Raw genomic sequence first — 21,800 nt, forward strand, 5'->3', positions numbered from 1 at the left:
AAGGAAAGTATATGGGAAAATTACAAATCGTCGGCCTGGGACCCGGTGCCGCCGGACTCATCACGATGGCCGCCATCGTTATCATGAAACGCACGCCCTGCCTCTTGCTGCGCACGGCGGTACACCCCGCCGCGGCCTATTTGGATGAAAAGGGTATCGCTTATGAAGCGTTGGATCGGTTTTATGGAAACGGCGCTCCCTTTGAAGACGTACATACTCAGATTACAGATTATGTCATGTCTAAAGTCGCCGGCGGAGATGTCGTTTATGCCGTGCCCGGCAGTCCCGCCGTAGCGGAAGATACGGTTCGGATCCTGGAAAAACGTTGTGCCGCGGCCGGTGTTTCATTAGAAATACTCCCGGGCATGAGCTTTTTGGAAGCTCTTTATACCGAAACCGGCATCGACCCGATCAACGGCCTCCTTGTTTTAGACGGCTTTGAGCTGAGTGAACCGGGGCTGTTGCCGCCCGTTCCCGTCGTCATTACGCAGGTCTGTAACCGGCAAACGGCGTCAAACATAAAGCTGCTTCTCGCTGATCGCTACGGGGATGAATATGAAATATTTGTTGCGCATCATATATCACTGGAAGATGAACGAATTAAACGGATTAAACTTTACGAACTGGATCGGCTCGACTATATGGATCACCTTACCAGTCTTGTCCTGCCGCCGCCCGACTTCTCTGCGAAACGCAATGAAGCCATGCCTTTTGATATGACTCCTCTTATCAAGGTAACGGATACGCTGCGTGGGGAACACGGTTGCCCCTGGGATAAAGCGCAGACACATAAGACATTGCGCCGTTTCCTCGTGGAAGAAGTATATGAGGCCCTTGATGCCATTGACGACAACGATATGGAGGGCATTTGTGAAGAATTCGGGGATATTCTCTATCAGGTGGCAATTCATGCGAAAATCGCCGAAGAAAAAGGCTTTTTTAATGCACAGGATGTAGTCGATCATGTGACGGACAAGATGATCAGGCGGCACCCGCACGTTTTTTCTGAAAAAAGCCTTGAAAATACCGATACGAGTATGATAAACTGGGATAGACTTAAGCAGAAAGAAGGGCGTCAACAGCATAAACACTTGCTGGACGGCGTTGCCAAAGGGTTGCCTTCGCTACTGCAGTCCTATAAACTGCAAGACAAGGCGGGTAAAGCGGGCTTTGAATGGCCTTCCGCAGACGGCGTCTGGCGGAAGCTGGCGGAAGAGCTGGACGAGTTTAAGGAAGCCGTAAAGGAAGGAAACAGCGATCACATGGAAGAAGAAGCCGGTGATATACTGTTTGTTCTGTCCAATCTTTTTCGTTACTATAAGATTGAGCCTGAATGTGCGTTACATCGTGCCAACACCAAATTTCGTCGGAGATTTGCTCATGTAGAAGACAGAGTCGCGAACTCGGGTCGTCAATGGAGTAACTTCTCCCTTGACGATTTGGACGCGTTCTGGAATGAAGCGAAACAGGAAGAGCATTCATCAGACAGAACCTAGTCGGCCGGTAATTTATAGATGTAACTTATTTAAAGGAGGATTTATTGATGAATAAGACAGAATTGATTGCTAGTGTTGCACAGAAATCCGATCTGACAAAAAAAGACGCTGAAAAAGCGGTTAAAGCCGTTTTTGAAGCTGTCAGCGAATCCTTGAAAAAAGGTGACAAAGTACAGATTATCGGTTTCGGCACATTTGAAGTACGCGCTCGTAAAGCTCGTGAAGGCCGTAATCCTCGCAACAACAAACCCATTAAGATTCCCGCATCCAAGACACCCGCTTTCAAAGCCGGCAAACAGTTGAAAGACATGGTAAATAAAAAATAAGAGTTTACCTTTAAAGAGTCGTATTTCAAATACGACTCTTTATTTTTTTTTGTAAATAGCGTAATATGTATGTGACAAGCATGATTGCCTGCAAAAGACGCAACGAGAAGGTCGATGAGGTATGCCGATGGCAAAAAAGATTCTGATCATGTCCGCATCAATAGGGACTGGTCATACACAGGCCGCGCGAGCGATAGAAGAATATATGAGCCAAAACTGTGCCGGTTATGAAGTGGAACAGCTGGATTTTATTTCCAACGACGTTTTGTCCATTGACAATCTTGTCAAGGAAACGTATATAAAGATACTTGATGTATTTCCCCTTCTCTACGATTTGATGTACTATTCATCCCAGGGATACAAAAAGGGCATGATTGTAAAGACCCTTTTTGCATGGGGGCTGAAACGCCGTATGTCACGGATTCTGGAAGAAAAAAAACCGGATCTTCTCGTTTGCACACACCCCTTTCCGGCCGGTGCCGCGGCACTGTTAAAGCGCCGCAGCAAGATGAATATCCCCATTGCGGGCGTCATTACGGATTTTGCCGTTCATTCGCTGTGGGTATATCCGCAGATTGACAGGTATTTCGTCGCCGCGCCTCATTTGCGCGATATGCTCGTCGGACAGGGTGTGGCTGAAGAAAGGATATTTATTTCCGGGATTCCCGTGCGCACGGCTTTTACAGAAGAACAATGGTCGGGAAGAAAGCGGATTCAAACGGAAAAAAACGTTCTCATTATGGGCGGCGGTCTCGGTATGGGAGCCATCAAAGAATCGCTCATGCTCTTGGATAAATTAGAGTGCGTTGATACGTTTACCGTCGTGACCGGACACAATGCGGATCTCTTCGACGATTTATCACAGCTGCAGCGAAAATTGCGCCATCCCGTACGTATTTTCGGCTATACGAACCGCATAGCCGCATTGATGGCCGAGGCGTCCCTCCTCGTTACCAAACCGGGGGCCCTGACCTGTACGGAAGCTGCGGCGGTCGGCGTTCCGTCCGTTTTTTTCAGTCCCATACCGGGACAGGAAGAAGCCAACGCCGCTTATATGCAGGAAAAAGGATGCGCCCGTTGGGTCAAAACGCAGGCTCGGCTGATCACTGCCGTATCGGATTTGTTAAGGCACCCGGAACGCCTGGGCGATATGTCCCGGGCTTGCCGCTTTTGCCGCCGGGACGGCGCACAGATCATCGGCAGGCGTGTAGCGGAGCTTTTACAGCCGCAGGCAGAGAAAACAATTTCTGTTTGCAGGACAGATGAACCGGACGTAATTTCATAAGTATAGCCGACGTAGAAGGACGTTCTTTTTACGCCGTTTTTTTTCATAGGAGGACAGCATGGCCAGGAGAAGAGCGCCGGCAAAGCAAAAGAAAATTTCCGGCAGGGCCTATTTCGTACTGGGCCTTTTCATCGCCCTTTGCGCAATGGGCTTTGCCTATTTTCATCAAGGCAACGACACGCAGACGGCCGACACGAAAATTTCATCTTTGGACAAGCCTGCCGACGACGGCAAAAACGCGGATTATACCGCTGCGGCCGAAGAGCTGCAGGACGGTGTAATTACATGGCTTAAAAGCAAAGACTGTACCGTTGAAACGGTACAGACGGAAAACCGCGAGGAAACACGGCATAAAACGGGCGGTAAAATCATTTGGTCGACAAAGAGCGTTGTGGCGAAGGGCGCCGACATTTTTACTAAAGAAACCCTCACTGAGGAACTGGGAAAATCCGACGGGAAAGCAACCCTGTATCGGACGGCGGACACAACGATCGGCGGTGCGTCCGTCAAAGAATATGATATTGCGCTCTTTGATCTGCTTGATACGGAACAGGTATATCTGATCGCCCTGAAGGTATTCGTACCGGCCGATGCCGCGTTTGACACCGTCGTGGCGGCTTTAAAGAAAGACGGGAAGAACGCAGTATCCGAAAAGGACAAAGGGTCCCGTAAAAAGGGGGGGAGACATCCCTCCCGCGTAGAAGGCCGTCTGGCTGTCGTCATTGATGATTGCGGCAGCGATATGGACGTGTTGGAAGCCTATAACGCCGTGCCCGTTGATTTGACGTACGCTGTCATGCCGTTTAAAGCCCATACGATTGACAGTGCCGAAAGCGGGTATAATGCAGGCCGTAAAATTATTGTCCATTTACCGATGGAACCGCTTAATGTCCCGTCGTCAGAAGAAATTTTCCTCAGCTCGGATATGGGAGACAGTAAGATCACGGCAACGACAAACGAATTGATAGATCAAGTGCCGTACGCCGTCGGTATCAATAACCACCAGGGGTCGAAGGCTACTGCCGACGGCAGGCTCATGAAAGACGTCATGTCCGTCCTCAAAAGACGCGGTCTCGTGTTTCTCGACAGCCGCACCAGTACCGAGTCCGTAGGAGCGCAAACGGCGGCCGCTATGGGCGTCCCGACGACGCGCAACAATCTTTTTCTTGATAACGATCCGTCTGTACCGGCTGTTAAAGAACGCTTGCGGCAGGCGGCCTGGATCGCCAAAAAGAACGGCAGCGCCGTTGCCATCGGTCACTGTAGAGCCGGCACGATGCGTGCCCTCCGGGACATGGCCGCTGAAATGATCGACGACGGTATAGACTTCGTTTTTGTAACGGATTTAATGTAGTGATGGAGGAAAAATGAGTGAAAAGGTTGCTCTGATCAGCGGCGGTACGTCCGGAATCGGCCTGGAAACGGCCCGTGTCCTCTTAGCCGGAGGCTGGTCCGTAGCGGTAAACGGCCGGGACGCGCAGCGGGGAGAAACGGCATTGGCCTCTTTAAGCGCTTCGGACAGAGCCGTTTTCATTGAAGGCGACGTGGCCGCGGCCGGAGGTTGCCGTGAGATTGTCGAACGAACCGTCCGCGCGTTCGGACGCATAGACGGGCTGGTCACCTCCGCCGGATATTATGAAGAAACCCTGCTTGAAAACATGACCGAAGAAGCAACGGAACGGATTTTTTCGGTTAATGCATACGGTACGGTTTTTCTCTGTAAGGAAGCGCTGCCGTATATAAAAGAGCGGCACGGCGCTATCGTCACCGTCGCCAGCGACGCCGGCCTGCAGGGGAATATAGGCTGTTCGGTCTATGCCGCCACGAAGGGGGCCGTTGTCGCCTTTTCCCGTTCTCTTGCCCTGGAAACGGCCCCGCATGACGTACGGGTCAACTGCATTTGTCCCGGTGATGTCAGGACACCGCTCGTAGAGCGGCAGCTTGCAGCCGATGAAGCGCTTACGCTGCAGGCGATGGGCAGCCTTTATCCGCTGCGGCGAATTGCGGAACCGCGGGAAATCGCAAAAGCCGTCGCCTTTCTTTTGAGCGAGGACGCTTCCTTTATTACGGCGGTCGCCCTGCCTGTTGACGGCGGTTTGACAAGCTGGTAGAAAAATGGGAAAATATAATTTAATCAATTAAATCATTTTACTGGGATTTGAGGTGTTTCTGATGACCAACGAAGAAATGGAACAATTAAAAAGTTTGCAGGAAGAAATTGCCGAATTAAAAGCGGAAGTCGCGAAATTAAATGCAGCGCGCGGAGAAGATGCCGACGCAAAGGCTTTGACGGTCTTGGATGCAATGGACGAAACGACGGAAGATAAAAACCTCAAGGTCGAAACGCTTTGCCGTTGGGCGGCCGCACGCGCCGGCGCCATTGTTATTGCGCCTTTGGTGGGAACGGTCGCGCTTATGGCTAATGAAGTGTATCTGGTAAGCCGTATAGCCCGCGTATACAATGTTAAACTTACGGAACGCGCGCTGCTTGCCTTTCTGGGAGCCATGGGCAGCCGCATGGCCGGCAATCTTTTGACAACGCTTATCCCGTTCTCCGCGATCCAGGTCCCTGTAGCGGTGGGAATTACATACAGTCTCGGCCGCGTCACACAGCGTTGGCTTCGCGACGGGATGCCCAGCGACGTGACGCCGTACGTGGAAATGTTCGGCGAATGGAAGGAAAAGGCCAAGGAACAGGTTGAAAAGTTGAAAGATAACCCGTTGAAGAATGTCCCTCTCGGCGACGAAACAAAAGATTTCCTCGCCAAATGGGGCAGCGCGGCTAAGGACGCCGTCATGGACGCCAAGGAAAAAGGCTGCGAATTGTACCAGAACGTTTGCAATCACAAGAGCCTTGCCGATGAACTTGCGGAAGAGGCGGCGGATAAAGCGGAAGAAAAAGAAGTGGAAGACGCTGTAAAAGCATTCACGGACAGCGGTAACCCCGACAAAGAAGTGGAAGAACAGGTACGCGCCGCCGTGGAAGACGCAAAAAAACCGCTGGAATAAGAAGGACGGTTTTATGATTAAATGGCTGACTTTCTTTGCACGTTTCTATTCACCCTTTAAATTCATCGCCTTTATCAAATCGGCGGGAAAGAAAATCCGCTTCCTGCCGCGGCTTATGATGCTTTATTATTGTATAAAAGATCAGGACACGCCTGCTTTCGTGCGCTTGGTTCTCATGGGTGCCGCGGGCTATACGATTCTTCCCTTTGATCTGATTCCCGATATCGTTCCCGGCATCGGGTGGCTTGATGACGCCGCCGTTATTGCGGCAGCCTTATCATTTGCCGGCACCTATATCAAGCCGGAACACAAAGAGAAGGTACGCAAACTGTTTCCGTTGGCAAAATTATAAGGAGCATTTAAATTCCAACAGGTATTCGCGCCTGTTGGAATTTGTTTGTGCGGCGGCTGCACGTACGCCGTCCCCGAAAGGCGCCGGAAAATTGACAGCCGCACCCGTTGAGGGTACAATTAATTTATTGTTTCAGTACCGACAGGGAGTCCTGGTAAAATGGTTATTACGACGGAAAAAGTCCGTTTTTATGAAACGGACATGATGGGAATTGTGCATCATTCGAATCAGATCCGCTGGTTTGAATGCGGCCGCTGCGCATACTTTGACGCAGCCGGGCTGAGTCTCTTCGAACTCATGGACGAAGGGATCCTTTTTCCCATAAAAAATGTATCCTGCGAATACATCAATCCCATACACTTTAACGATGTCATTGATATCGAAACGAAGCTGATCAAGCTGTCACGCGCTCAAACGGTTTTTTCCTATATCATCAGACGGCATGACGACGGCCGTATGCTTTGCAAGGGCACTTCCCAAAATGTCTTTACGCACCGCAAGGGAAATACCGTTGCCCGTCTTGACGATCGCCACTACAGTAAATTGCAGGCCGCATATAGAAAAGACCGGATTCTTACGGCGGAGGATTGTGATCGTGGCTAATACGGCACAGCCTGTCGGCGTTTTCGATTCCGGCGTAGGCGGGCTCACGGTGGTTAACAAATTGCGTCACCTCTTGCCGCATGAAGATATCGTCTATTTGGGAGATACCAGGCGTAACCCCTACGGCATTCGGACGAGAGAGGAAATTCTTTCTTTTACGCGGGAAATCATTGCCTTTCTTGCCGGACAACATGTGAAACTTATCGCCTTCGCCTGTAACACGGCAACGGCAACGGCATACGATATCGTTGTAAACGAAACCGATATCCCTCTGTTGGGCATGAGCCGCGGCATTAAAACGGCAAAAGACACGACGACTGAAAAACGGATTGCCGTTTTCGCCACACCTCTTACGATAGCCAATCACATCCATAAAAAAGAAGCCGAAAAAACGGATCCTTTTTTAACCATAGTGGAACAGCCCTGCGCTTCCCTGGCGGGATTGATTGAACGCGGCAAGCTGGACGGTCCCGAAATAAGAGAGGCCGTGCGGGATGATGTCGCACCCGTTTTAAAAGCCCGCGTTGATACGGCGATTTTCGGCTGTACCCATTATCCTTTTGTCCGGCACATCTTCGAAGAGCTTTGCGGCGAATCCGTCGTTTTCGTCGATCCGGCCCATGAAACCGCGTTGCAGACGCTGGCGGTTTTAAAAAAGAAAAATCTCTTAAACACGCAGCGGCGGCCCGGATATTTACATCTTTGTTTTACGGCCGAAGCCGGACGCGGCGCGGCGCTGGCATCAGAACTTATCAGTCCTGAAGAATTTACGGCAGCGGAAGTTTCGCTGACATAAGTCGTCAATTATTTTTTTTGAAAAAGGAGTCCTGTCCCGTGTACTTGTACGTATTCTTGAATGTCATCATCGCTCTTATCGGCATCTTTGCCGTAATGTACCTGTTATTCCGCATTTTTTCGTGGAAGCAGGGCGATGCCAGATTCATTATTGAAGCGCGCCGTCGCGAACCGTTCAGGTTAAAATCCCTGACGGACGCTACGGCTGTTTTCGAAACGGAAGTCCCTTTTCACAACGGCGGCAGACAATTGGGGACGATTATGGACTTCTATCCGCGTACGCTTTTGCCGCGCGAACAATACGATTCGTCACGGTGAGCGCTCAGCTTGCCAATAAGGCGGCCGAACGCGATGACGGATATTGGGAAGCCGTTATTTACTATCCTCATAACAGCGGCCGTATTCGTGTTACCGTCACACTCACGAGCAAGGGCGGCAACATCCGTGAAGATTTGCGCTTGTTTCCCGATATGCCGATTGACCTCGTATATCAAGCCGTTTCCCGCAGCGAATGGTATATCCACAAAGCTCGTATTACGTTGAAAGCCGCTGAAGTTCAGCAGGCAATGGAACAGGCATAGGAGGCACTGCAATGGCAGAATTGGAATTAGTACCGGTAAAAACCCGCATCCTTACGGAAAAGGATGATATTGTAGATACGATCGAACAGTATACGCGCGGCAAGATCGGTCCGGAAGATCTTCTCTGCGTGGCCGAAAGCGTTGTCGCCATAACGCAGCGACGCTTTACACGCCCCGAAGAATTAACCCCGTCCTGGCAGGCGCGCCTGATGCGCCGCTTCGTTCCCGGCGAAGGCAGCATGGCCAGCCTTTACGGTATGCAGGCCGCCATGGAACTGGAAGGGGAATGGAAGATGCTCTTTTGCTTTATCATCGGCTTTATCGCTAAACTCTTCGGTAAAGACGGCGTCTGGTACCGCCTTTGCCGTCAGGCTTCATTGACCGACGACGTAACCGGTACGATGCCTCCGTTCGATAAATGCATCGTTTACGGACCGGCCGATCCGGCAGGCGTGGCGGAAAAGATCAAACATCGTCTCGGATGTTACGGCGCCTGCGTTGCCGACGTAAACGATTTAAAACGTTCCGCCGTGCTCGGATATTCTCGCGGCGTACAGCCGCAGGAAGTCGCCAAAATACTCATTGACAATCCTTTCGGCAATGCGTCCCAAAAGACGCCGATTGTCATTATAAAGAATTACGGGACTGCTGTCCGCACCCGTAACGCGCACAGGGATAACGGATAAGCATGGAAAAACAAACACGGACACTTGTCATAGCTACGAAAAACGAGGGGAAGCTCAGGGAATTCAAGGCTGTACTGGAGCCGCTCGGATTTTCCGCGGTGCCTGTCGGCGACATCGACGCCGCCATAGCGGAGCCGAAAGAAACGGGGATGACATTTGCGGAAAACGCCGCCTTAAAGGCGACATATTATATGGATAAAACCGGATATTCCTGTCTTGCCGATGATTCCGGCCTGATCGTGGATGTTTTGCACGGCCGGCCCGGCGTTTACTCGGCCCGCTATGCCGGGCCGCAGCACAACGACGCCGACAATAACGCGAAACTCCTCGCGGAGCTTTCCGGCGTGCCGGCAGAAAAGCGTACGGCCCGTTATGCCTGCGTTCTTGTTTTGGCAAGGCCCGGCCGGGAATTACTGACGGCGGAAGGAACCTGCGAGGGGATTATTCTTAATACGCCGGCAGGGGACAACGGATTCGGTTATGATCCGTATTTCTATATACCCGAAAAAGGAAAAACCATGGCCGAAATGAGTCTTGCCGAAAAAAACGGGCTCAGTCACCGCGGGAAAGCATTGCGGAAATTGACGGATTTACTGCGATGAAATCATTAAAAATCGGTATAGTCAGTGACAGTCATGGCCGCCTTGCGGCGCTGGAAACAATGGCGGCCCGCAATCCCGCCGTCGATGTCTGGTTCCATTGCGGTGATTATTGTGAAGACGCAGAGGCCTTAGCCCTCTGTACGACTGCTCCCGTTTATACGGTTTTAGGAAACAACGATTACTATAGAGGCGCCGAAGCGCCGGAAGAATTATGGGCGGATGTCGGAGGTATATGCGTCTATATGACACACGGACACCAATGGCCCGCACCGCGGCGCCCGGATAAACTGGCCGAACGGGCCTTGACAAAGGGCGCGGTTCTGGCTCTTTTCGGCCATACGCATCGGCGCTTTGAGGGCAGGACAGGCGGCTGTACCGTTATCAATCCCGGCAGCATCTCTTTACCCCGGGACGGGAAAAGAGGGACTTACGGGATTTGCACATTACGAAACGGTACAATTGAAGCGGTCCGGTTCTATGAAATGGAATAACCGTGCAAGGCTCGGTAAATATACGGCAAGAGGTAAGGACAGAAGATGACAGTAAAAAAGAACAAATTGAAACTCTACGGCTTTAATAACCTGACGAAGACATTGAGCTTTAACATGTATGATATTTGCTACGCCGATACGGAAGAGGCCCGCCGCCATTACATAGAATATATTGATGAGGCGTACAATGCGGCGCGGCTCACGGAGATATTAAAAAACGTATCCTCCATTATCGGGGCCAACATTCTGAACGTGTCCAGTCAGGACTACGATCCCCAGGGAGCAAGCGTGACCATCCTCATTTCGGAAGAAGAAATTATCCCCGATTCGGATGTAGTCTGTCATCTTGATAAGAGCCATTTGACCGTTCATACATATCCGGAAAGTCATCCTCAAAAAGGGATTACAACCTTCCGCGCCGATATAGATGTATCGACATGCGGCAGGATTTCACCGCTTAACGCCCTGAATTACTTGCTTGATTCTTTTGATTCGGATATTGTGACGCTGGATTACCGGGTCCGCGGCTTTACCCGTGATATAGGCGGCAAGAAGCTTTTTATCGATCATCGCATCAACTCGATTCAAAATTATATAGCCAGGGAAACGCGGCACCGTTATAATATGATCGATGTCAATGTGTATCAGGAAAATATCTTCCATACAAAGATGATGCTTAAAGATTTCGATTTGAACAATTATCTTTTCGATATCACGAAAGATCAGCTGAAAGCGAAAGATTGTGACAATATTCGCCGACAATTGCAGCAGGAAATGCTGGAGATTTTTAACGGGCGTAATATGCCGACAATTCGCTAGAATATTTGACAAGAGTTCTATAAATTAAGTATAATAACTACTGTTGGCGGGGCATAGCGCAGTTTGGCAGCGCACCTGGCTTGGGACCAGGGGGTCGCAGGTTCAAATCCTGCTGCTCCGACCAAAGCGGTTATAGTTTATATCAATGCGGGTGTAGCTCAATGGTAGAGCGCCAGCCTTCCAAGCTGGTTACGTGGGTTCGATTCCCATCACCCGCTCCATTTTTTGAGAAATCATTTTTTTCTGAATTGGGGGAGAGCATATGGAAAGCAAGATGGCAAAGCTCGGAACAGTCGCTTCCGCCATGTCGATCTGTATGTACGTATCGTATATTCCGCAGATCATGGGCAATCTGTCCGGTCACAGGGGGGATCCGATTCAGCGGCAGTCGCTTTTGTAAACTGCACGTTTTGGGTTATTTACGGCTTCTTTAAAAGGGATCGTGACTGGCCGATTGTCTTTGCCAACATTCCGGGTATTATCTTCGGTCTGGCGGCAACGATGACGGCATCATTCTAAACTGTAAAAAAGGGCTCACGTAAGTCCTTTTTTTGTTATAAAACTGAAAACTTATCAGTCTTTACGAGTTTTCCGCATAGTCGTATAATTTATATATACCCGCATGTAAGAGCAGATACAGGAGGTTTCTATGAAAAAGATCAGAGCATACGCACTTTCAGCGGCAGCGGCCGCCGTGTTGACGGCAACCGCCCTTGCGGCAGACACGGGGACTGCACTTCCGGAAAACGCAAAAGGGACCGCACCGGCCGCCGCGCACGCCGTCATGAACAAAGATGCCGTCGGCTACAGCGGCGCCGTCAATCTCTTTAAACAATACTACGGTGCCGCTGCAAAAATTAAATCCGTCTCTTATGACGGCAAACATCATCCATACTACGAAGTGGAGGCTATACGCAGGACGCGGAAAAGGAAATGAAAATTTCAGCGGAAACGGGGGAAGTTATTTCCATAAAAACGGATGCTCCGGATAAAGACCGGGAAAAAAAGAGCATTGATACGGACGGTATCCTGCCGCCTCAACTCGTTACGGCCGCCGCGTTGAAAAAAGCGGGTCCCGCTTACCAGATCGCCGAATGGGAAGTCGAAGCTTCTAAAGACGGTCATACGTATTACGAAGTTAAAATGTTCGATGACGGCGGCAACGAAATGAAAGTAGTCATTGAAGCCGTTACGGGCACGATAGTACCGACAACATAAAGCGGAGAGGCTCTTTACAGAGCCTCTTTTTTATTCTTGATGTTTGTCCGCGGATAACGCGATTTTCCCGACAGTTCCTCCTTTCGTTCTGAAATATTCAAAAGAATAAGCCTGCCCGGTGCCCCTTGTCCGGACAGGCTTATCCCTTGCATTGTCCATATGTTAATGGTACAATTACACCGTACTGTCCGCACCCATATGTATCATGACTCAGTAGCTCAGCTGGATAGAGCAACAGCCTTCTAAGCTGTGGGTCTAGGGTTCGAATCCCTACTGGGTCACCAAAAAACGTCTCCGATTTTTCGGAGGCGTCTTTTTTTGCGTACGGCTGTCGTAAGCGGTGAAGGATTCCATACAGCGCTTTATATTAAACTTTCAGAATTTAATATGAAAATTAAAATTAATTCTTAATTAAAATAAATTATTTTACATGTAATTGCTATTTTAATGCATATAAAGTATATTGGAAGACAGTATTATTAATAATTCTCATCATCTATTGACAAGGTATAGTTTGATTCAGTATACTTTTAACTGTAATTGAAACGCATTATCAATATTAATTTATACATCCGTGAAAAGGGGAGAGTATTATGAGCGTCGTCATTGTAGGCGGAAATGACTGTATGGTGTGCAGATATAAAAATATCTGTAAAAAATATTCTTATAAAGCAAAAGTGTTTACGCAAGTACCCAGTGACTTCAAATCTAAAATCGGTTCCCCCGATCTGGTAGTGCTGTTTACAAGCACGGTCAGTCACAGTATGGTACGCTGCGCCATAAAAGAAGCGCAACGCAAAAACGTGGAAGTGATCCGCTCCCATACGAGCAGCGCCAACGCGTTGACTTCCATCCTGGAAGAACACGCGGAGCGTGCGGTCGGTTAAGCTGTTGCATTATCGTCCTTTGTGCTATAATATAATACGAAGGGATGATGTATATGGATTTTAAATATGGTCCTTCCAAAATCTGGTTGGAAAACGATTCCGGCAAAGTTGTCGCGGAAATTGACTTCCCCCTGCAGCCTGACGGTACATATGTTATTACACACACCTTTGTGGATGACAGTTTACGCGGGCAGGGCGTTGCGGGAAAAATCGTACAGGCAGCTGCCGATTATATTCGCGGACAAGGGCGTAAAGCCGCCGTTACCTGTTCTTATGCCTCGGCATGGGCAAAGCGGCACAAAGAATACGATGATATATTTACGGACTGACATAACAAGGCGGCCGTAAGCATAATGAGGTGTTTACCTGATTATTGCTTGCGGCCGTCTTTCTTTTTCACTCCAGTTCGACGTGCTTTTTCGGTTCGACGACATAGGTGGTCTGATTTTCGAAGATCACGAACCCGGGGACGGCGTGGGCCGGCTTTTTTACATGGCGGACAAGGGTGCTGTCAACCTCCACTTTGGAACTGTCCTTACCTTTACTGTAAAAAGCGGCGCATTCGGCGGCAGCCCTTATTTGTTCAGCTGTCGGTGTACCGTTGTGGCTGACCAGAATGACATGTGAACCGGGCTGATTTTTGGCGTGAAACCACAGATCACGGGGGCGGGCCTTTTTGGTTGTTAAGAAATCGTTCTGCCTGTTGTTGCGGCCTATCCAGATTTCCATGCCGTCCGTATGTAACGTAAGAATTTGTTGGGAAGAGTCTTTTTTCAGCTTTTCTTTACCGGCCGGCGGTAAAAGCCCGACATGGCGCATTTCCGCCTTAATATCGGCCAACTCGTCTTTTGTCACGGAAGTTTGCAGGGCGTATTCCAACGATTGCAAATAGGCCAGTTCCTTTTCATTTTCCGCCAGTAATTCGGCGGACTTTTGTTTTCGGTTGCGCAGCTTCATATACTTTTTATAATACCTGTTGGCATTGTCCGTCATAGAAAGGGACGGATCCAGGGTTATTTCTATATTTTCCTGTTTTTCGGAAAGGAGATTTTTCACAGTAACCGATTTTTTATGGTCGTGCTTTTCATAGGCATAAATCATGAGCAGATCGCCGTAGAGCTTGTATATATCCATTTTACCGGTTTCCTGTAATTCGCCGTCAATCCGCTTCATTTTACGGATCTGCCGTTCTATGAGTTTTCCCGTTTTTTTCTTCAGATATTCCTGTTCGCCGTTCAGGCTTCCCCGGGTGTCCTGGAATTCTTTTAAATACTCTTCAATGTACGGATAATAGCGTATATCGTAATCGGCCAGACTTTGCAAGCGAAGGGGGAACAGGATTTCTTTTTGGCCTTTGCAGTATACATAGGCTCCGCGAGCGCCCTGCAAGCGTTCTCCCAGGGTGGCGACGGCCCGGGCGTATATGTGTTTTTCCGCGTCCGTTAAATCCCGCAGATATGTGTTTTTATCCAGGCCGGTCATACAGGAAAGCTCATCCAGGACTACCGTGCTCATCCCGTTAAAACGGCGCATCATCCATTTGCCCAGCTCTTCATCCGTACCGGCCGTCATCATATTGCAAAGCTCATCGGCGGAAAATTCAAACGGATCCATGCGCATAAAATTCGGCGGGAATTCATACGCCTCTTTCGGCGCGATCGTGCGCAGCGCGGACTTATCCCTGCGCGTTTTGATCAAGGCTTCAAGGATTACGCCGTTTTCCGTAAAAATGACATTGCTGTATTTGCCCATCAGCTCGACGTGGATTTTACGCGCTGCCAGACGGCCGGACCTGTCGAGTATGTCTATACCGATTTCCACGATTCTGTCGAGGTGAAGTTGTTTTATCGATGCGATGCGCCGTTTTCATAATATTTGCGTAAGAACATGACCAACGCCGTAGGCACATCGGGCGTGGCCGGCGGAGTATCGGCCAGATACACGCGCGGTGAACCGTCAAGGGTAACAACAAGGTGGTGCGGCCCGGAGCCGCTGAAAATCCGAAAATAGAGCCCCCGCCCGTTAAGCTGGTATATTTTTGAAATTTGACCGCCCTGCAGGGCCTCCGCCAATTCGCGTACGATAGAATGTAAAGTGATGCCGTCCAAGTTCATTTCCGTTTGCTCCTTTTACTGTGCTTCTTATTATAGGCGATTTGGCTGTAATAGTATATAGGCCCCGGCCGCTGAGGAAACGGGGTATGCCGCCGCCTTATTGACAGCGCCGGCGGGACGTATTACGATAAAACATATTCCGAGCTTCTCGCAGAAGGAGGTACTTCAACATTGCGCAGCATGACCGGGTTCGGCAGCGGCACGTTCAGTGACGGGAAATTGTCCGTTACGATAGAAATAAAGGCTGTCAATCAACGTTTTCTCGAACTTAATATTCGTATGCCTCGTGCTTACATGGCCTTGGAAGACAGGTTGCGGAACGCCGTAAAAAAAACGATCCACCGCGGCAAGGTGGATATGTTCGTAACGGTGACGGAGTTGGAACGGCAGCCGCAAGAAATTCGTATTGATTATGCGGCCCTTGAAGCTTGCAAAGTTGCCCTCGATACGGCCAAGCAACGATTTTTCAATGATGAGCCGGCTACGCTCGGCGAAATCATCTCCCTTTGCAGCGACTGGTTCACGCAGGAACCTCCCGTCATCGACACGAAAGCGGTCCGGCCCGTTTTTGACAACGCCGTTACACAAGCCCTTGACGCGATTACCGCCATGAGGGACAGAGAAGGCGAAATTATCCATACGGATCTTTTAAAACGCGCCGACCTCATGGAGGAGTATATCGATTCCATCGCCGGGAAGCGGGAAGATATCGTGACGGCCTATGCCGAACGTCTCCATAACCGTATCGTCAATCTCCTGGAACCTGCCGGTGTGCCGGTTGATGAAGGTCGTATTTTACAGGAGGTTGCCGTCTTTGCGGATAAATCGGATTTCACGGAAGAAGTTGTACGTCTTCGCAGTCATGTGTTACAATTAAAAAAATTATTGAACAGCGGCGGCGATGTCGGCCGTTCCCTTGATTTTCTCATTCAGGAAATAAACAGGGAAACAAATACGGTCGGCGCCAAAACACAGGATATGGACGTCACGGAGACGGTTTTACATATTAAAAACGAACTGGAAAAGGTTCGCGAACAAATACAAAATATTGAATAACGGTGATAACATGAACTTTGGATCTCATAAATATCGGTTTCGGAAATATGGTTATGGGCCATAAAGTAGTGGCTGTTATCAGTCCCGAATCGGCTCCCATAAAGCGCATGATCCAGGATGCGCGGGAACATAATATACTTGTCGACGCGACTTTCGGCAGAAAAACACGGTCTGTCCTGGTGATGGATCACGGACAAATCGTTCTTTCCGCCTTGCAGCCCGAAACGGTATCCCACCGCATCCTGCATGTCGGTGATGAACCTCATGATGAGTGCGGAGACGACGGCAAAAAGGGGAACGCCCATGAAGGATAAAGGTCTTTTGCTGGTTGTTTCGGGGCCGTCCGGCGCCGGCAAGGGGACTATCTGCGATGCGTTGCGTCTTCGGTTTCCGTCGATACATTATTCTGTTTCCATGACGACCCGCGCACCGAGAAAAGGGGAATTTGACGGCGTAAACTATTTCTTCGCCGATACCCGCCGTTTTGAAGAGCTTCTTGCGGAAGACGCTTTTCTCGAACACGCGAAAGTATACGACCATTATTACGGCACCCCGAAAAACTACGTCTTCAGCCAGCTGGAAAAGGGAAATCATGTCATGCTGGAAATCGACGTTCAAGGAGCGATGCAGGTAAAAGAAAAATATCCTGAAGGCGTATTTATTTACATAGTGCCGCCGAGTATGGAAGTCCTGTCACAGCGGCTGCATTTGCGCCGCACCGATTCCGATGCCGTCATTGCCAAACGGTTGGCAAAGGCCGGCGCCGAACTTGACTGGATCGGCAACTATGATTACGTCATCATTAATGATGATCTAAAAACGGCCGTAGATTTGGCCGCTTCCATTATCCGCGCGGAAGAATGCCGCTCGTGCCGCAATGATAATCTCATTGCTTCCATCAAAAAAATGTATATGACAAAACAGGAGAGATAAATTATGTTAATCAGACCGACGTTGGAGTCATTAATGAAAAAGGTAGACAGTAAATATACGCTCGTAACGTTAGCGGCGAAACGCGCCCGTGAGCTTACGGACGGCGATGCGCCCTTTGTCGAAGTGAAAACGAATAAAGTCGTCTCCATCGCGATGGACGAAATAGATGAAGGTAAAATCACGTATGAATCACCTCAGTCCGGCATCAAATAAAGAGAGGGTGCTTTCAGCATGTCGTTAGACCACAAGAAAATCGTTTTGGCGGTCAGCGGCGGTATTGCCGCCTATAAGGCCGCGGTGATTATCAGCCTGCTCCGTAAAAAAGGCGCGGAAATCAAATGTATCATGACGGCTCATGCCGCGGAATTCATTACCCCCCTGACGCTCAGAGAAATATCGGGTAATCCCGTAGCCGTTTCCCTGTTCGGGGATGTGCCCGAATTTCGGGTGGAACATATTGCGCTGGCACAATGGGCCGATTTGTTCGTTATCGCACCGGCTACGGCAAATATTATCGGAAAGATCGCCAACGGTATCGCCGATGATTTGGCGACGACGGCCGTTATGGCTACAACCGTACCGGTAATCATCGTACCGGCCATGAACACAAATATGCTCGCCAATCCGATTGTTCAGGAAAATATGGCCAAATTGGAAAAGCTCGGTTATATGATCATGCCCCCCGAATCGGGCGTTCTCGCGTGCGGCACGGTCGGCGCCGGACGCTTGCCCGAACCGGAACATATTGCCGAGTATATTGAGTACGCGGTTATGCGCACGGATTGCTTAAAGGGAAAAAAAGTGATTGTAACGGCCGGCGGTACGCGCGAGGCGATAGATCCCGTTCGCTATATCGGCAACCATTCAAGCGGGCGCATGGGCTTTGCCATAGCCAGAGCGGCCGCCTTTGCCGGGGCGGACGTCACCCTGGTGGCCGGGCAGGTGAATCTGCCCACGCCGTCCGCCGTTAAGCGCGTCGACGTCCTGACGACGAACGAAATGAAAGCGGCTGTAGACGCCTTATATGATGACTGCGACATAGTGATAAAAGCGGCGGCCGTGGCGGATTACAGAGCGGCCGAACCGTCGCCGCAGAAAATCAAGAAAAATGACGATGTATTGACGCTTGATATGGTCAAAAACCCGGATATACTTCTTGCGCTGGGACAGCGTAAGAAAAATCAGATCCTCGTCGGCTTTGCGGCGGAAACGACGAATGTCATAGAACACGGCAGGGAGAAGTTAAAGAAAAAGAACCTGGATATGCTCGTCGCCAACGATGTTACGGCCGAGGGAGCGGGCTTTAAAGGCACGACGAATATTGCAACCTTCCTGTATGCGGACGGTACAAGCGAGCCTTTAGCGCTGATGTCGAAAGATGCCTTGGCGGCAGAAATCATTAAACGCGTGGCGTCTATATGCGAGAAAAAGCGGCAGCGGGAATAAGCCCGTCCCCGCGAGCCGGACTTTCCGCTTACGGACGTCTTTTTTACACAATTTGCCTGCCCGGTGCAGCGTATGCTGACACCATAAATTTATTGCTTGCAATTACAGCATATCTCCTTTATAATGATAGACAGTCAAAACAACATATCGTTCCATCAAGAGTCGGCGGAGGGATTGGCCCCATGATGCCGCAGCAACCTTCTAAAAGGAAAAGGTGCTAAGTCCAACAGCCGTCAGGCGGGAAGATGGGTCTTTGAACCCCTCTTTACAGAGGGATTTTTTTTAGCCAAAAGGAGTGTACTACAGGAGGAGTTACAGTAAATGACAAAAAATCGTGAATTTTTTACATCCGAATCGGTTACGGAGGGGCATCCCGATAAAATGGCCGATCAGATTTCGGACGGTATCCTGGACGCCATTCTGGCCCAGGATAACGGCGCCCGCGTTGCCTGCGAAACGCTTGTGACGACGGGGCTTGTCCACGTAGTAGGGGAAATTTCCACAAAATGTTATGTCGATATTCCCCATATCATCCGTGAAACTGTACGGAACATCGGGTATACGCGCGCTAAATACGGCTTTGACTGCGACACCTGCGGCGTGCTTGTCTCTCTCGACGAACAGTCGTCGGACATCGCCATGGGCGTAGACGAAGCGAAAGAAGCGAAAGAAGGAAATAAAGACGAATTCGACGCTATCGGCGCCGGCGACCAGGGGTTGATGTTCGGGTACGCAACGAACGAAACGGAGGAATATATGCCCCTGCCGATCTCGCTGGCACATAAATTGGCCCGTCGGTTGGCAAAGGTCCGCAAAGAAGGGATCCTGACCTATCTCCGTCCGGACGGCAAAACGCAGGTTACGATAGAATATGAAGACGGCAAGCCCGTGCATGTCGATACAATCGTCATTTCCACACAGCACAGTCCGGAAGTAACGCGTGACCAAATTGAAAAAGATATGGTAGAGTTCGTTATCAAACCGGTACTTGCCGACGGCCTCTTTGACGAAAAGACGAAACTCTTCATCAATCCTACGGGCCGTTTTGTAATCGGCGGGCCGCAGGGCGATGCCGGGCTTACGGGCCGTAAAATCATTGTCGATACGTACGGCGGCATGGCCCGCCACGGCGGCGGCGCTTTCTCCGGTAAAGATCCTACGAAAGTCGACCGTTCCGCAGCGTATGCGGCACGTTATGTGGCGAAAAACATCGTCGCGGCAGGCCTGGCGGATAAATGCGAATTACAGCTTGCTTATGCCATCGGCGTGGCACATCCCGTTTCCATTCACGTGGAAACGTTCGGCACGGGAAAATGCGCTCACGCTAAGATGGTTGAACTCATCCGCAAGCACTTTGATCTTCGTCCGGCGGGCATCATCAAAATGCTGGACTTACAGCGTCCCATTTACAAGCAGGTTGCCGCATACGGTCATTTCGGCCGCAACGACCTCGATTTGCCTTGGGAAAAAACGGATAAAGCCGATATTCTCCGCAAAGAAGCGGGGGTATAAGAATACTGTTTTTGGGGGAGGCCGCCGTGTCTCCCCTTTTTTTCAGGAGCCTGTATGATCGCCCAGATTATTGTCAATATAACGGCCAAACGCTTACAAAAAACATTTACATATTCAGTCCCGCCGGCGTTGGCGGAAACAGTCAGGCCGGGCAGCCGGGTCCTCATCCCCTTCGGCAGACGACGGGAAGAGGGCATTGTCATACGGACGGGGGATGATACAGAAAGGACGGGGGATTTTGAATTAAAGCCCGTTGAAGCCGTATTGTCCGTCCAGGCGGGCGCTCAGGCTGAAATTATTGAAACGGCCCTTTGGATAAGTACGTATTATCTCTGTAGCCTTGCAGACGCCTTGCGCCTTTTTTTAGTCGAAAAAAAAGGGATTTCCTGGGATTATCGGCTTTTCAAGGGCCATGAAGACGGCCGGGAGAGCCCGGAGGAAAAGAAGATTTTAAGCTACCTGGACACACATCCGGGAGCGTCCGAAAAAATTATGTATAAGCTCTTCGGGCCGCTCCCGGTAGAAGAACTCGTCAAAAGAGGAACCGTTCGAAAACTGGAGATATTACGCAATAAAGTGGCGCCCAAGACGGAAAAATGGCTGCGGTTCAAGCGTCCTGATGACGGCACGCTGATGCGAAAAAAAAGGCAGGCCGAGCTGCTTCTGCTGCTGCAAGGCAAAGAGTGCCTCTCCTTGCGGGCCGTTCTTGCCGCGGGCTTCAGCCGGGATACGGTCCGCAACCTCATAACGGCCGGATTCCTTGCCGTTGAAGAACGCGAAAAGAAAACCGATTATCTTTCACTGGCCGTCGGCACGGACAAAACCTGGCGGCTCATGCATGAACAGGAAGAAGCGATCCGCAGGGTGCAAGAGGACAGGGACGGCAGGACCTGGGTGCTGCACGGTATTACCGGCAGCGGAAAAACGGAAGTGTACATGCAGTTGGCCGGGGAGGTTATCGCTTCGGCAAAGCAGGTGCTTCTCCTGGTCCCGGAAATCGCCTTGACCGGACAGATCGTACGGCGGTTCACAGCCCGTTTCGGCGAAGATGTGGTCGTGATGCACAGCAAACTTTCAAAAGGGGAGCGTATCAACAACAGGCGGCGTATGGCAAACGGTGAAAGCCATATATGTATCGGCGCCAGGTCGGCCGTTTTTACGCCGCTTGCGGATCTGGGACTGCTCATTGTCGACGAGGCGCATGACAGTTCGTACAAACAGGATGAGTCGCCCCGTTACCATGCCGTTGCCGTCGCGAGAAAACGTGCCGCCTATTACGGCTGCCCCGTCGTACTCGGCAGCGCGACGCCGGCGATAAGCGATTACCATAAGGCGCTCACCGGTGAGTACGGGCTTCTTGAACTCAAACGCCGCGTTCTCGACCACCCTTTGCCGGAGATAGACGTTGTCGACCATGCGTGATGAACTGGCACGCGGCAATTACAACATCCTGTCCGCTAAGCTCTGCGACCTTTTACGCGAAACGTTACGACAAAAAAAGCAGGCCATCGTCCTTTTGAACCGAAGAGGGTTTTCCACCTTTGTGATGTGCCGTAAATGCGGTTACGTGGTCAAGTGCGATACCTGTG

The 21,800-nt window shown here is 50.3% G+C and carries 28 protein-coding genes, 3 tRNA genes, 1 pseudogene and 1 riboswitch; of the genes and pseudogenes, 30 read left to right on the top strand and 2 right to left on the bottom strand.

Annotated features, from left to right (window positions below):
- The first annotated feature begins 11 nt into the window (after window positions 1-11).
- From yabN to HMPREF0080_RS03085, 23 genes are all read left to right on the top strand, one after another.
- Window positions 12-1,496 (top strand): bifunctional methyltransferase/pyrophosphohydrolase YabN, encoded by a 1,485-nt coding sequence (gene yabN, locus HMPREF0080_RS11505; RefSeq protein WP_006789716.1) that lies wholly within the window; start codon window positions 12-14, stop codon window positions 1,494-1,496.
- Window positions 1,497-1,543: 47 nt separating this feature from the next.
- Complete coding sequence (locus HMPREF0080_RS02990; protein ID WP_006789717.1) at window positions 1,544-1,822, top strand: HU family DNA-binding protein; 279 nt, start codon at window positions 1,544-1,546, stop codon at window positions 1,820-1,822.
- 121 nt (window positions 1,823-1,943) lie between these two features.
- On the top strand, window positions 1,944-3,107 hold the full coding sequence (locus tag HMPREF0080_RS02995) for an MGDG synthase family glycosyltransferase (RefSeq protein WP_006789718.1): 1,164 nt from the start codon (window positions 1,944-1,946) through the stop codon (window positions 3,105-3,107).
- 58 nt (window positions 3,108-3,165) lie between these two features.
- Window positions 3,166-4,461, top strand: coding sequence for a divergent polysaccharide deacetylase family protein (locus HMPREF0080_RS03000; protein ID WP_006789719.1), 1,296 nt, complete (start codon window positions 3,166-3,168; stop codon window positions 4,459-4,461).
- Between the two features lie 13 nt (window positions 4,462-4,474).
- Complete coding sequence (locus HMPREF0080_RS03005) at window positions 4,475-5,218, top strand: SDR family NAD(P)-dependent oxidoreductase (RefSeq protein ID WP_006789720.1); 744 nt, start codon at window positions 4,475-4,477, stop codon at window positions 5,216-5,218.
- Between the two features lie 61 nt (window positions 5,219-5,279).
- Window positions 5,280-6,116: a hypothetical protein gene (locus HMPREF0080_RS03010; protein WP_006789721.1), complete on the top strand. Its 837-nt coding sequence runs from the start codon at window positions 5,280-5,282 to the stop codon at window positions 6,114-6,116.
- Window positions 6,117-6,129: 13 nt separating this feature from the next.
- On the top strand, window positions 6,130-6,468 hold the full coding sequence (locus HMPREF0080_RS03015; protein ID WP_006789722.1) for a YkvA family protein: 339 nt from the start codon (window positions 6,130-6,132) through the stop codon (window positions 6,466-6,468).
- A 159-nt stretch (window positions 6,469-6,627) separates the two neighbouring features.
- Entirely contained in the window at window positions 6,628-7,071 is a 444-nt protein-coding gene (locus HMPREF0080_RS03020; RefSeq protein WP_006789724.1) for an acyl-CoA thioesterase, read from the top strand.
- Complete coding sequence (murI, locus tag HMPREF0080_RS03025; protein WP_040347018.1) at window positions 7,064-7,867, top strand: glutamate racemase; 804 nt, start codon at window positions 7,064-7,066, stop codon at window positions 7,865-7,867. Before HMPREF0080_RS03020 ends, murI begins: the two co-directional genes overlap by 8 nt.
- A gap of 38 nt (window positions 7,868-7,905) precedes the next feature.
- Window positions 7,906-8,184 (top strand): hypothetical protein, encoded by a 279-nt coding sequence (locus tag HMPREF0080_RS10605; protein WP_006789726.1) that lies wholly within the window; start codon window positions 7,906-7,908, stop codon window positions 8,182-8,184.
- Window positions 8,181-8,447 carry a hypothetical protein gene (locus tag HMPREF0080_RS10610; protein ID WP_006789727.1) on the top strand — a complete coding sequence of 89 codons (267 nt, stop codon included), beginning with the start codon at window positions 8,181-8,183 and terminating at the stop codon, window positions 8,445-8,447. The genes HMPREF0080_RS10605 and HMPREF0080_RS10610 overlap by 4 nt, the downstream gene beginning before the upstream one ends.
- An 11-nt stretch (window positions 8,448-8,458) precedes the next feature.
- Complete coding sequence (locus tag HMPREF0080_RS03035) at window positions 8,459-9,133, top strand: coenzyme F420-0:L-glutamate ligase (RefSeq protein ID WP_006789728.1); 675 nt, start codon at window positions 8,459-8,461, stop codon at window positions 9,131-9,133.
- A 2-nt stretch (window positions 9,134-9,135) separates the two neighbouring features.
- Window positions 9,136-9,735: an XTP/dITP diphosphatase gene (locus tag HMPREF0080_RS03040; RefSeq protein WP_006789729.1), complete on the top strand. Its 600-nt coding sequence runs from the start codon at window positions 9,136-9,138 to the stop codon at window positions 9,733-9,735.
- Window positions 9,732-10,226: a metallophosphoesterase family protein gene (locus HMPREF0080_RS03045; RefSeq protein ID WP_006789730.1), complete on the top strand. Its 495-nt coding sequence runs from the start codon at window positions 9,732-9,734 to the stop codon at window positions 10,224-10,226. The genes HMPREF0080_RS03040 and HMPREF0080_RS03045 overlap by 4 nt, the downstream gene beginning before the upstream one ends.
- A gap of 45 nt (window positions 10,227-10,271) precedes the next feature.
- Window positions 10,272-11,045, top strand: coding sequence for an adenosylmethionine decarboxylase (gene speD, locus HMPREF0080_RS03050; RefSeq protein WP_006789731.1), 774 nt, complete (start codon window positions 10,272-10,274; stop codon window positions 11,043-11,045).
- Window positions 11,046-11,092: 47 nt separating this feature from the next.
- Window positions 11,093-11,169 (top strand) — tRNA-Pro (locus HMPREF0080_RS03055).
- 23 nt (window positions 11,170-11,192) lie between these two features.
- Window positions 11,193-11,266 (top strand) — tRNA-Gly (locus HMPREF0080_RS03060).
- A 41-nt stretch (window positions 11,267-11,307) separates the two neighbouring features.
- A complete protein-coding gene (locus HMPREF0080_RS10615; protein ID WP_006789732.1) occupies window positions 11,308-11,445 on the top strand; it encodes a hypothetical protein in 138 nt (45 codons plus the stop codon).
- Window positions 11,446-11,694: 249 nt separating this feature from the next.
- Window positions 11,695-11,982: a hypothetical protein gene (locus HMPREF0080_RS09060; RefSeq protein WP_006789733.1), complete on the top strand. Its 288-nt coding sequence runs from the start codon at window positions 11,695-11,697 to the stop codon at window positions 11,980-11,982.
- Window positions 11,979-12,263, top strand: coding sequence for a PepSY domain-containing protein (locus tag HMPREF0080_RS09065; RefSeq protein ID WP_006789734.1), 285 nt, complete (start codon window positions 11,979-11,981; stop codon window positions 12,261-12,263). The genes HMPREF0080_RS09060 and HMPREF0080_RS09065 overlap by 4 nt, the downstream gene beginning before the upstream one ends.
- Window positions 12,264-12,470: 207 nt before the next feature.
- A tRNA-Arg gene (locus HMPREF0080_RS03075) sits at window positions 12,471-12,547 on the top strand.
- Window positions 12,548-12,856: 309 nt separating this feature from the next.
- Window positions 12,857-13,150: a DUF2325 domain-containing protein gene (locus HMPREF0080_RS03080; protein WP_006789736.1), complete on the top strand. Its 294-nt coding sequence runs from the start codon at window positions 12,857-12,859 to the stop codon at window positions 13,148-13,150.
- A 53-nt stretch (window positions 13,151-13,203) separates the two neighbouring features.
- On the top strand, window positions 13,204-13,479 hold the full coding sequence (locus tag HMPREF0080_RS03085) for a GNAT family N-acetyltransferase (RefSeq protein WP_040347061.1): 276 nt from the start codon (window positions 13,204-13,206) through the stop codon (window positions 13,477-13,479).
- A 67-nt stretch (window positions 13,480-13,546) separates the two neighbouring features.
- Here HMPREF0080_RS03085 and HMPREF0080_RS10620 read toward each other — a convergent pair whose 3' ends face one another.
- Together HMPREF0080_RS10620 and HMPREF0080_RS03090 are read right to left on the bottom strand one after the other, a co-directional pair.
- Window positions 13,547-13,969: an NFACT RNA binding domain-containing protein gene (locus tag HMPREF0080_RS10620; RefSeq protein WP_342610076.1), complete on the bottom strand. Its 423-nt coding sequence runs from the start codon at window positions 13,967-13,969 to the stop codon at window positions 13,547-13,549.
- Between the two features lie 6 nt (window positions 13,970-13,975).
- Window positions 13,976-15,264 (bottom strand): annotated as a pseudogene (locus HMPREF0080_RS03090) (Rqc2 family fibronectin-binding protein); the annotation flags it as partial.
- 180 nt (window positions 15,265-15,444) lie between these two features.
- Between HMPREF0080_RS03090 and HMPREF0080_RS03095 the strand changes: the two are divergent.
- From HMPREF0080_RS03095 to HMPREF0080_RS10625, 7 genes are all read left to right on the top strand, one after another.
- Entirely contained in the window at window positions 15,445-16,320 is an 876-nt protein-coding gene (locus HMPREF0080_RS03095) for a YicC/YloC family endoribonuclease (protein WP_006789740.1), read from the top strand.
- Window positions 16,321-16,337: 17 nt separating this feature from the next.
- A complete protein-coding gene (remA, locus tag HMPREF0080_RS03100; RefSeq protein WP_040347023.1) occupies window positions 16,338-16,634 on the top strand; it encodes an extracellular matrix/biofilm regulator RemA in 297 nt (98 codons plus the stop codon).
- Entirely contained in the window at window positions 16,624-17,253 is a 630-nt protein-coding gene (gene gmk / locus HMPREF0080_RS03105; RefSeq protein WP_006789742.1) for a guanylate kinase, read from the top strand. The genes remA and gmk overlap by 11 nt, the downstream gene beginning before the upstream one ends.
- A gap of 3 nt (window positions 17,254-17,256) precedes the next feature.
- The gene (gene rpoZ / locus HMPREF0080_RS03110) at window positions 17,257-17,466 is read left to right on the top strand and encodes a DNA-directed RNA polymerase subunit omega (protein WP_006789743.1); all 210 of its coding nucleotides are present in this window, start codon (window positions 17,257-17,259) and stop codon (window positions 17,464-17,466) included.
- Between the two features lie 18 nt (window positions 17,467-17,484).
- Complete coding sequence (gene coaBC, locus HMPREF0080_RS03115; protein WP_006789744.1) at window positions 17,485-18,699, top strand: bifunctional phosphopantothenoylcysteine decarboxylase/phosphopantothenate--cysteine ligase CoaBC; 1,215 nt, start codon at window positions 17,485-17,487, stop codon at window positions 18,697-18,699.
- A gap of 149 nt (window positions 18,700-18,848) precedes the next feature.
- Window positions 18,849-18,951, top strand: a riboswitch (SAM riboswitch).
- Between the two features lie 69 nt (window positions 18,952-19,020).
- A complete protein-coding gene (gene metK / locus HMPREF0080_RS03120; RefSeq protein ID WP_006789745.1) occupies window positions 19,021-20,211 on the top strand; it encodes a methionine adenosyltransferase in 1,191 nt (396 codons plus the stop codon).
- A gap of 54 nt (window positions 20,212-20,265) precedes the next feature.
- The gene (locus tag HMPREF0080_RS10625; protein ID WP_006789746.1) at window positions 20,266-21,633 is read left to right on the top strand and encodes a primosomal protein N' family DNA-binding protein; all 1,368 of its coding nucleotides are present in this window, start codon (window positions 20,266-20,268) and stop codon (window positions 21,631-21,633) included.
- Window positions 21,634-21,800: the final 167 nt, after the last annotated feature.

This window comes from Megasphaera geminata F0357, assembly GCF_000239275.1.
Classification (GTDB): Bacteria; Bacillota; Negativicutes; order Veillonellales; family Megasphaeraceae; genus Megasphaera; species Megasphaera geminata.

Coding starts and splice junctions, on each gene's coding strand:
- HMPREF0080_RS03020 (WP_006789724.1), top strand. CDS start 6,628: ATGGTTATTACGACGGAAAAAGTCCGTTTTTATGAAACGGACATGATG.
- HMPREF0080_RS02990 (WP_006789717.1), top strand. CDS start 1,544: ATGAATAAGACAGAATTGATTGCTAGTGTTGCACAGAAATCCGATCTG.
- HMPREF0080_RS10625 (WP_006789746.1), top strand. CDS start 20,266: ATGATCGCCCAGATTATTGTCAATATAACGGCCAAACGCTTACAAAAA.
- HMPREF0080_RS09060 (WP_006789733.1), top strand. CDS start 11,695: ATGAAAAAGATCAGAGCATACGCACTTTCAGCGGCAGCGGCCGCCGTG.
- HMPREF0080_RS03095 (WP_006789740.1), top strand. CDS start 15,445: ATGACCGGGTTCGGCAGCGGCACGTTCAGTGACGGGAAATTGTCCGTT.
- HMPREF0080_RS03080 (WP_006789736.1), top strand. CDS start 12,857: ATGAGCGTCGTCATTGTAGGCGGAAATGACTGTATGGTGTGCAGATAT.
- HMPREF0080_RS03015 (WP_006789722.1), top strand. CDS start 6,130: ATGATTAAATGGCTGACTTTCTTTGCACGTTTCTATTCACCCTTTAAA.
- HMPREF0080_RS03085 (WP_040347061.1), top strand. CDS start 13,204: ATGGATTTTAAATATGGTCCTTCCAAAATCTGGTTGGAAAACGATTCC.
- HMPREF0080_RS03040 (WP_006789729.1), top strand. CDS start 9,136: ATGGAAAAACAAACACGGACACTTGTCATAGCTACGAAAAACGAGGGG.
- yabN (WP_006789716.1), top strand. CDS start 12: ATGGGAAAATTACAAATCGTCGGCCTGGGACCCGGTGCCGCCGGACTC.
- HMPREF0080_RS03045 (WP_006789730.1), top strand. CDS start 9,732: ATGAAATCATTAAAAATCGGTATAGTCAGTGACAGTCATGGCCGCCTT.
- HMPREF0080_RS03010 (WP_006789721.1), top strand. CDS start 5,280: ATGACCAACGAAGAAATGGAACAATTAAAAAGTTTGCAGGAAGAAATT.
- HMPREF0080_RS10615 (WP_006789732.1), top strand. CDS start 11,308: ATGGAAAGCAAGATGGCAAAGCTCGGAACAGTCGCTTCCGCCATGTCG.
- HMPREF0080_RS09065 (WP_006789734.1), top strand. CDS start 11,979: ATGAAAATTTCAGCGGAAACGGGGGAAGTTATTTCCATAAAAACGGAT.
- HMPREF0080_RS03035 (WP_006789728.1), top strand. CDS start 8,459: ATGGCAGAATTGGAATTAGTACCGGTAAAAACCCGCATCCTTACGGAA.
- HMPREF0080_RS03000 (WP_006789719.1), top strand. CDS start 3,166: ATGGCCAGGAGAAGAGCGCCGGCAAAGCAAAAGAAAATTTCCGGCAGG.
- metK (WP_006789745.1), top strand. CDS start 19,021: ATGACAAAAAATCGTGAATTTTTTACATCCGAATCGGTTACGGAGGGG.
- speD (WP_006789731.1), top strand. CDS start 10,272: ATGACAGTAAAAAAGAACAAATTGAAACTCTACGGCTTTAATAACCTG.
- coaBC (WP_006789744.1), top strand. CDS start 17,485: ATGTCGTTAGACCACAAGAAAATCGTTTTGGCGGTCAGCGGCGGTATT.
- rpoZ (WP_006789743.1), top strand. CDS start 17,257: ATGTTAATCAGACCGACGTTGGAGTCATTAATGAAAAAGGTAGACAGT.
- HMPREF0080_RS10620 (WP_342610076.1), bottom strand. CDS start 13,969: ATGCGCCATGTCGGGCTTTTACCGCCGGCCGGTAAAGAAAAGCTGAAA.
- HMPREF0080_RS03005 (WP_006789720.1), top strand. CDS start 4,475: ATGAGTGAAAAGGTTGCTCTGATCAGCGGCGGTACGTCCGGAATCGGC.
- gmk (WP_006789742.1), top strand. CDS start 16,624: ATGAAGGATAAAGGTCTTTTGCTGGTTGTTTCGGGGCCGTCCGGCGCC.
- HMPREF0080_RS02995 (WP_006789718.1), top strand. CDS start 1,944: ATGCCGATGGCAAAAAAGATTCTGATCATGTCCGCATCAATAGGGACT.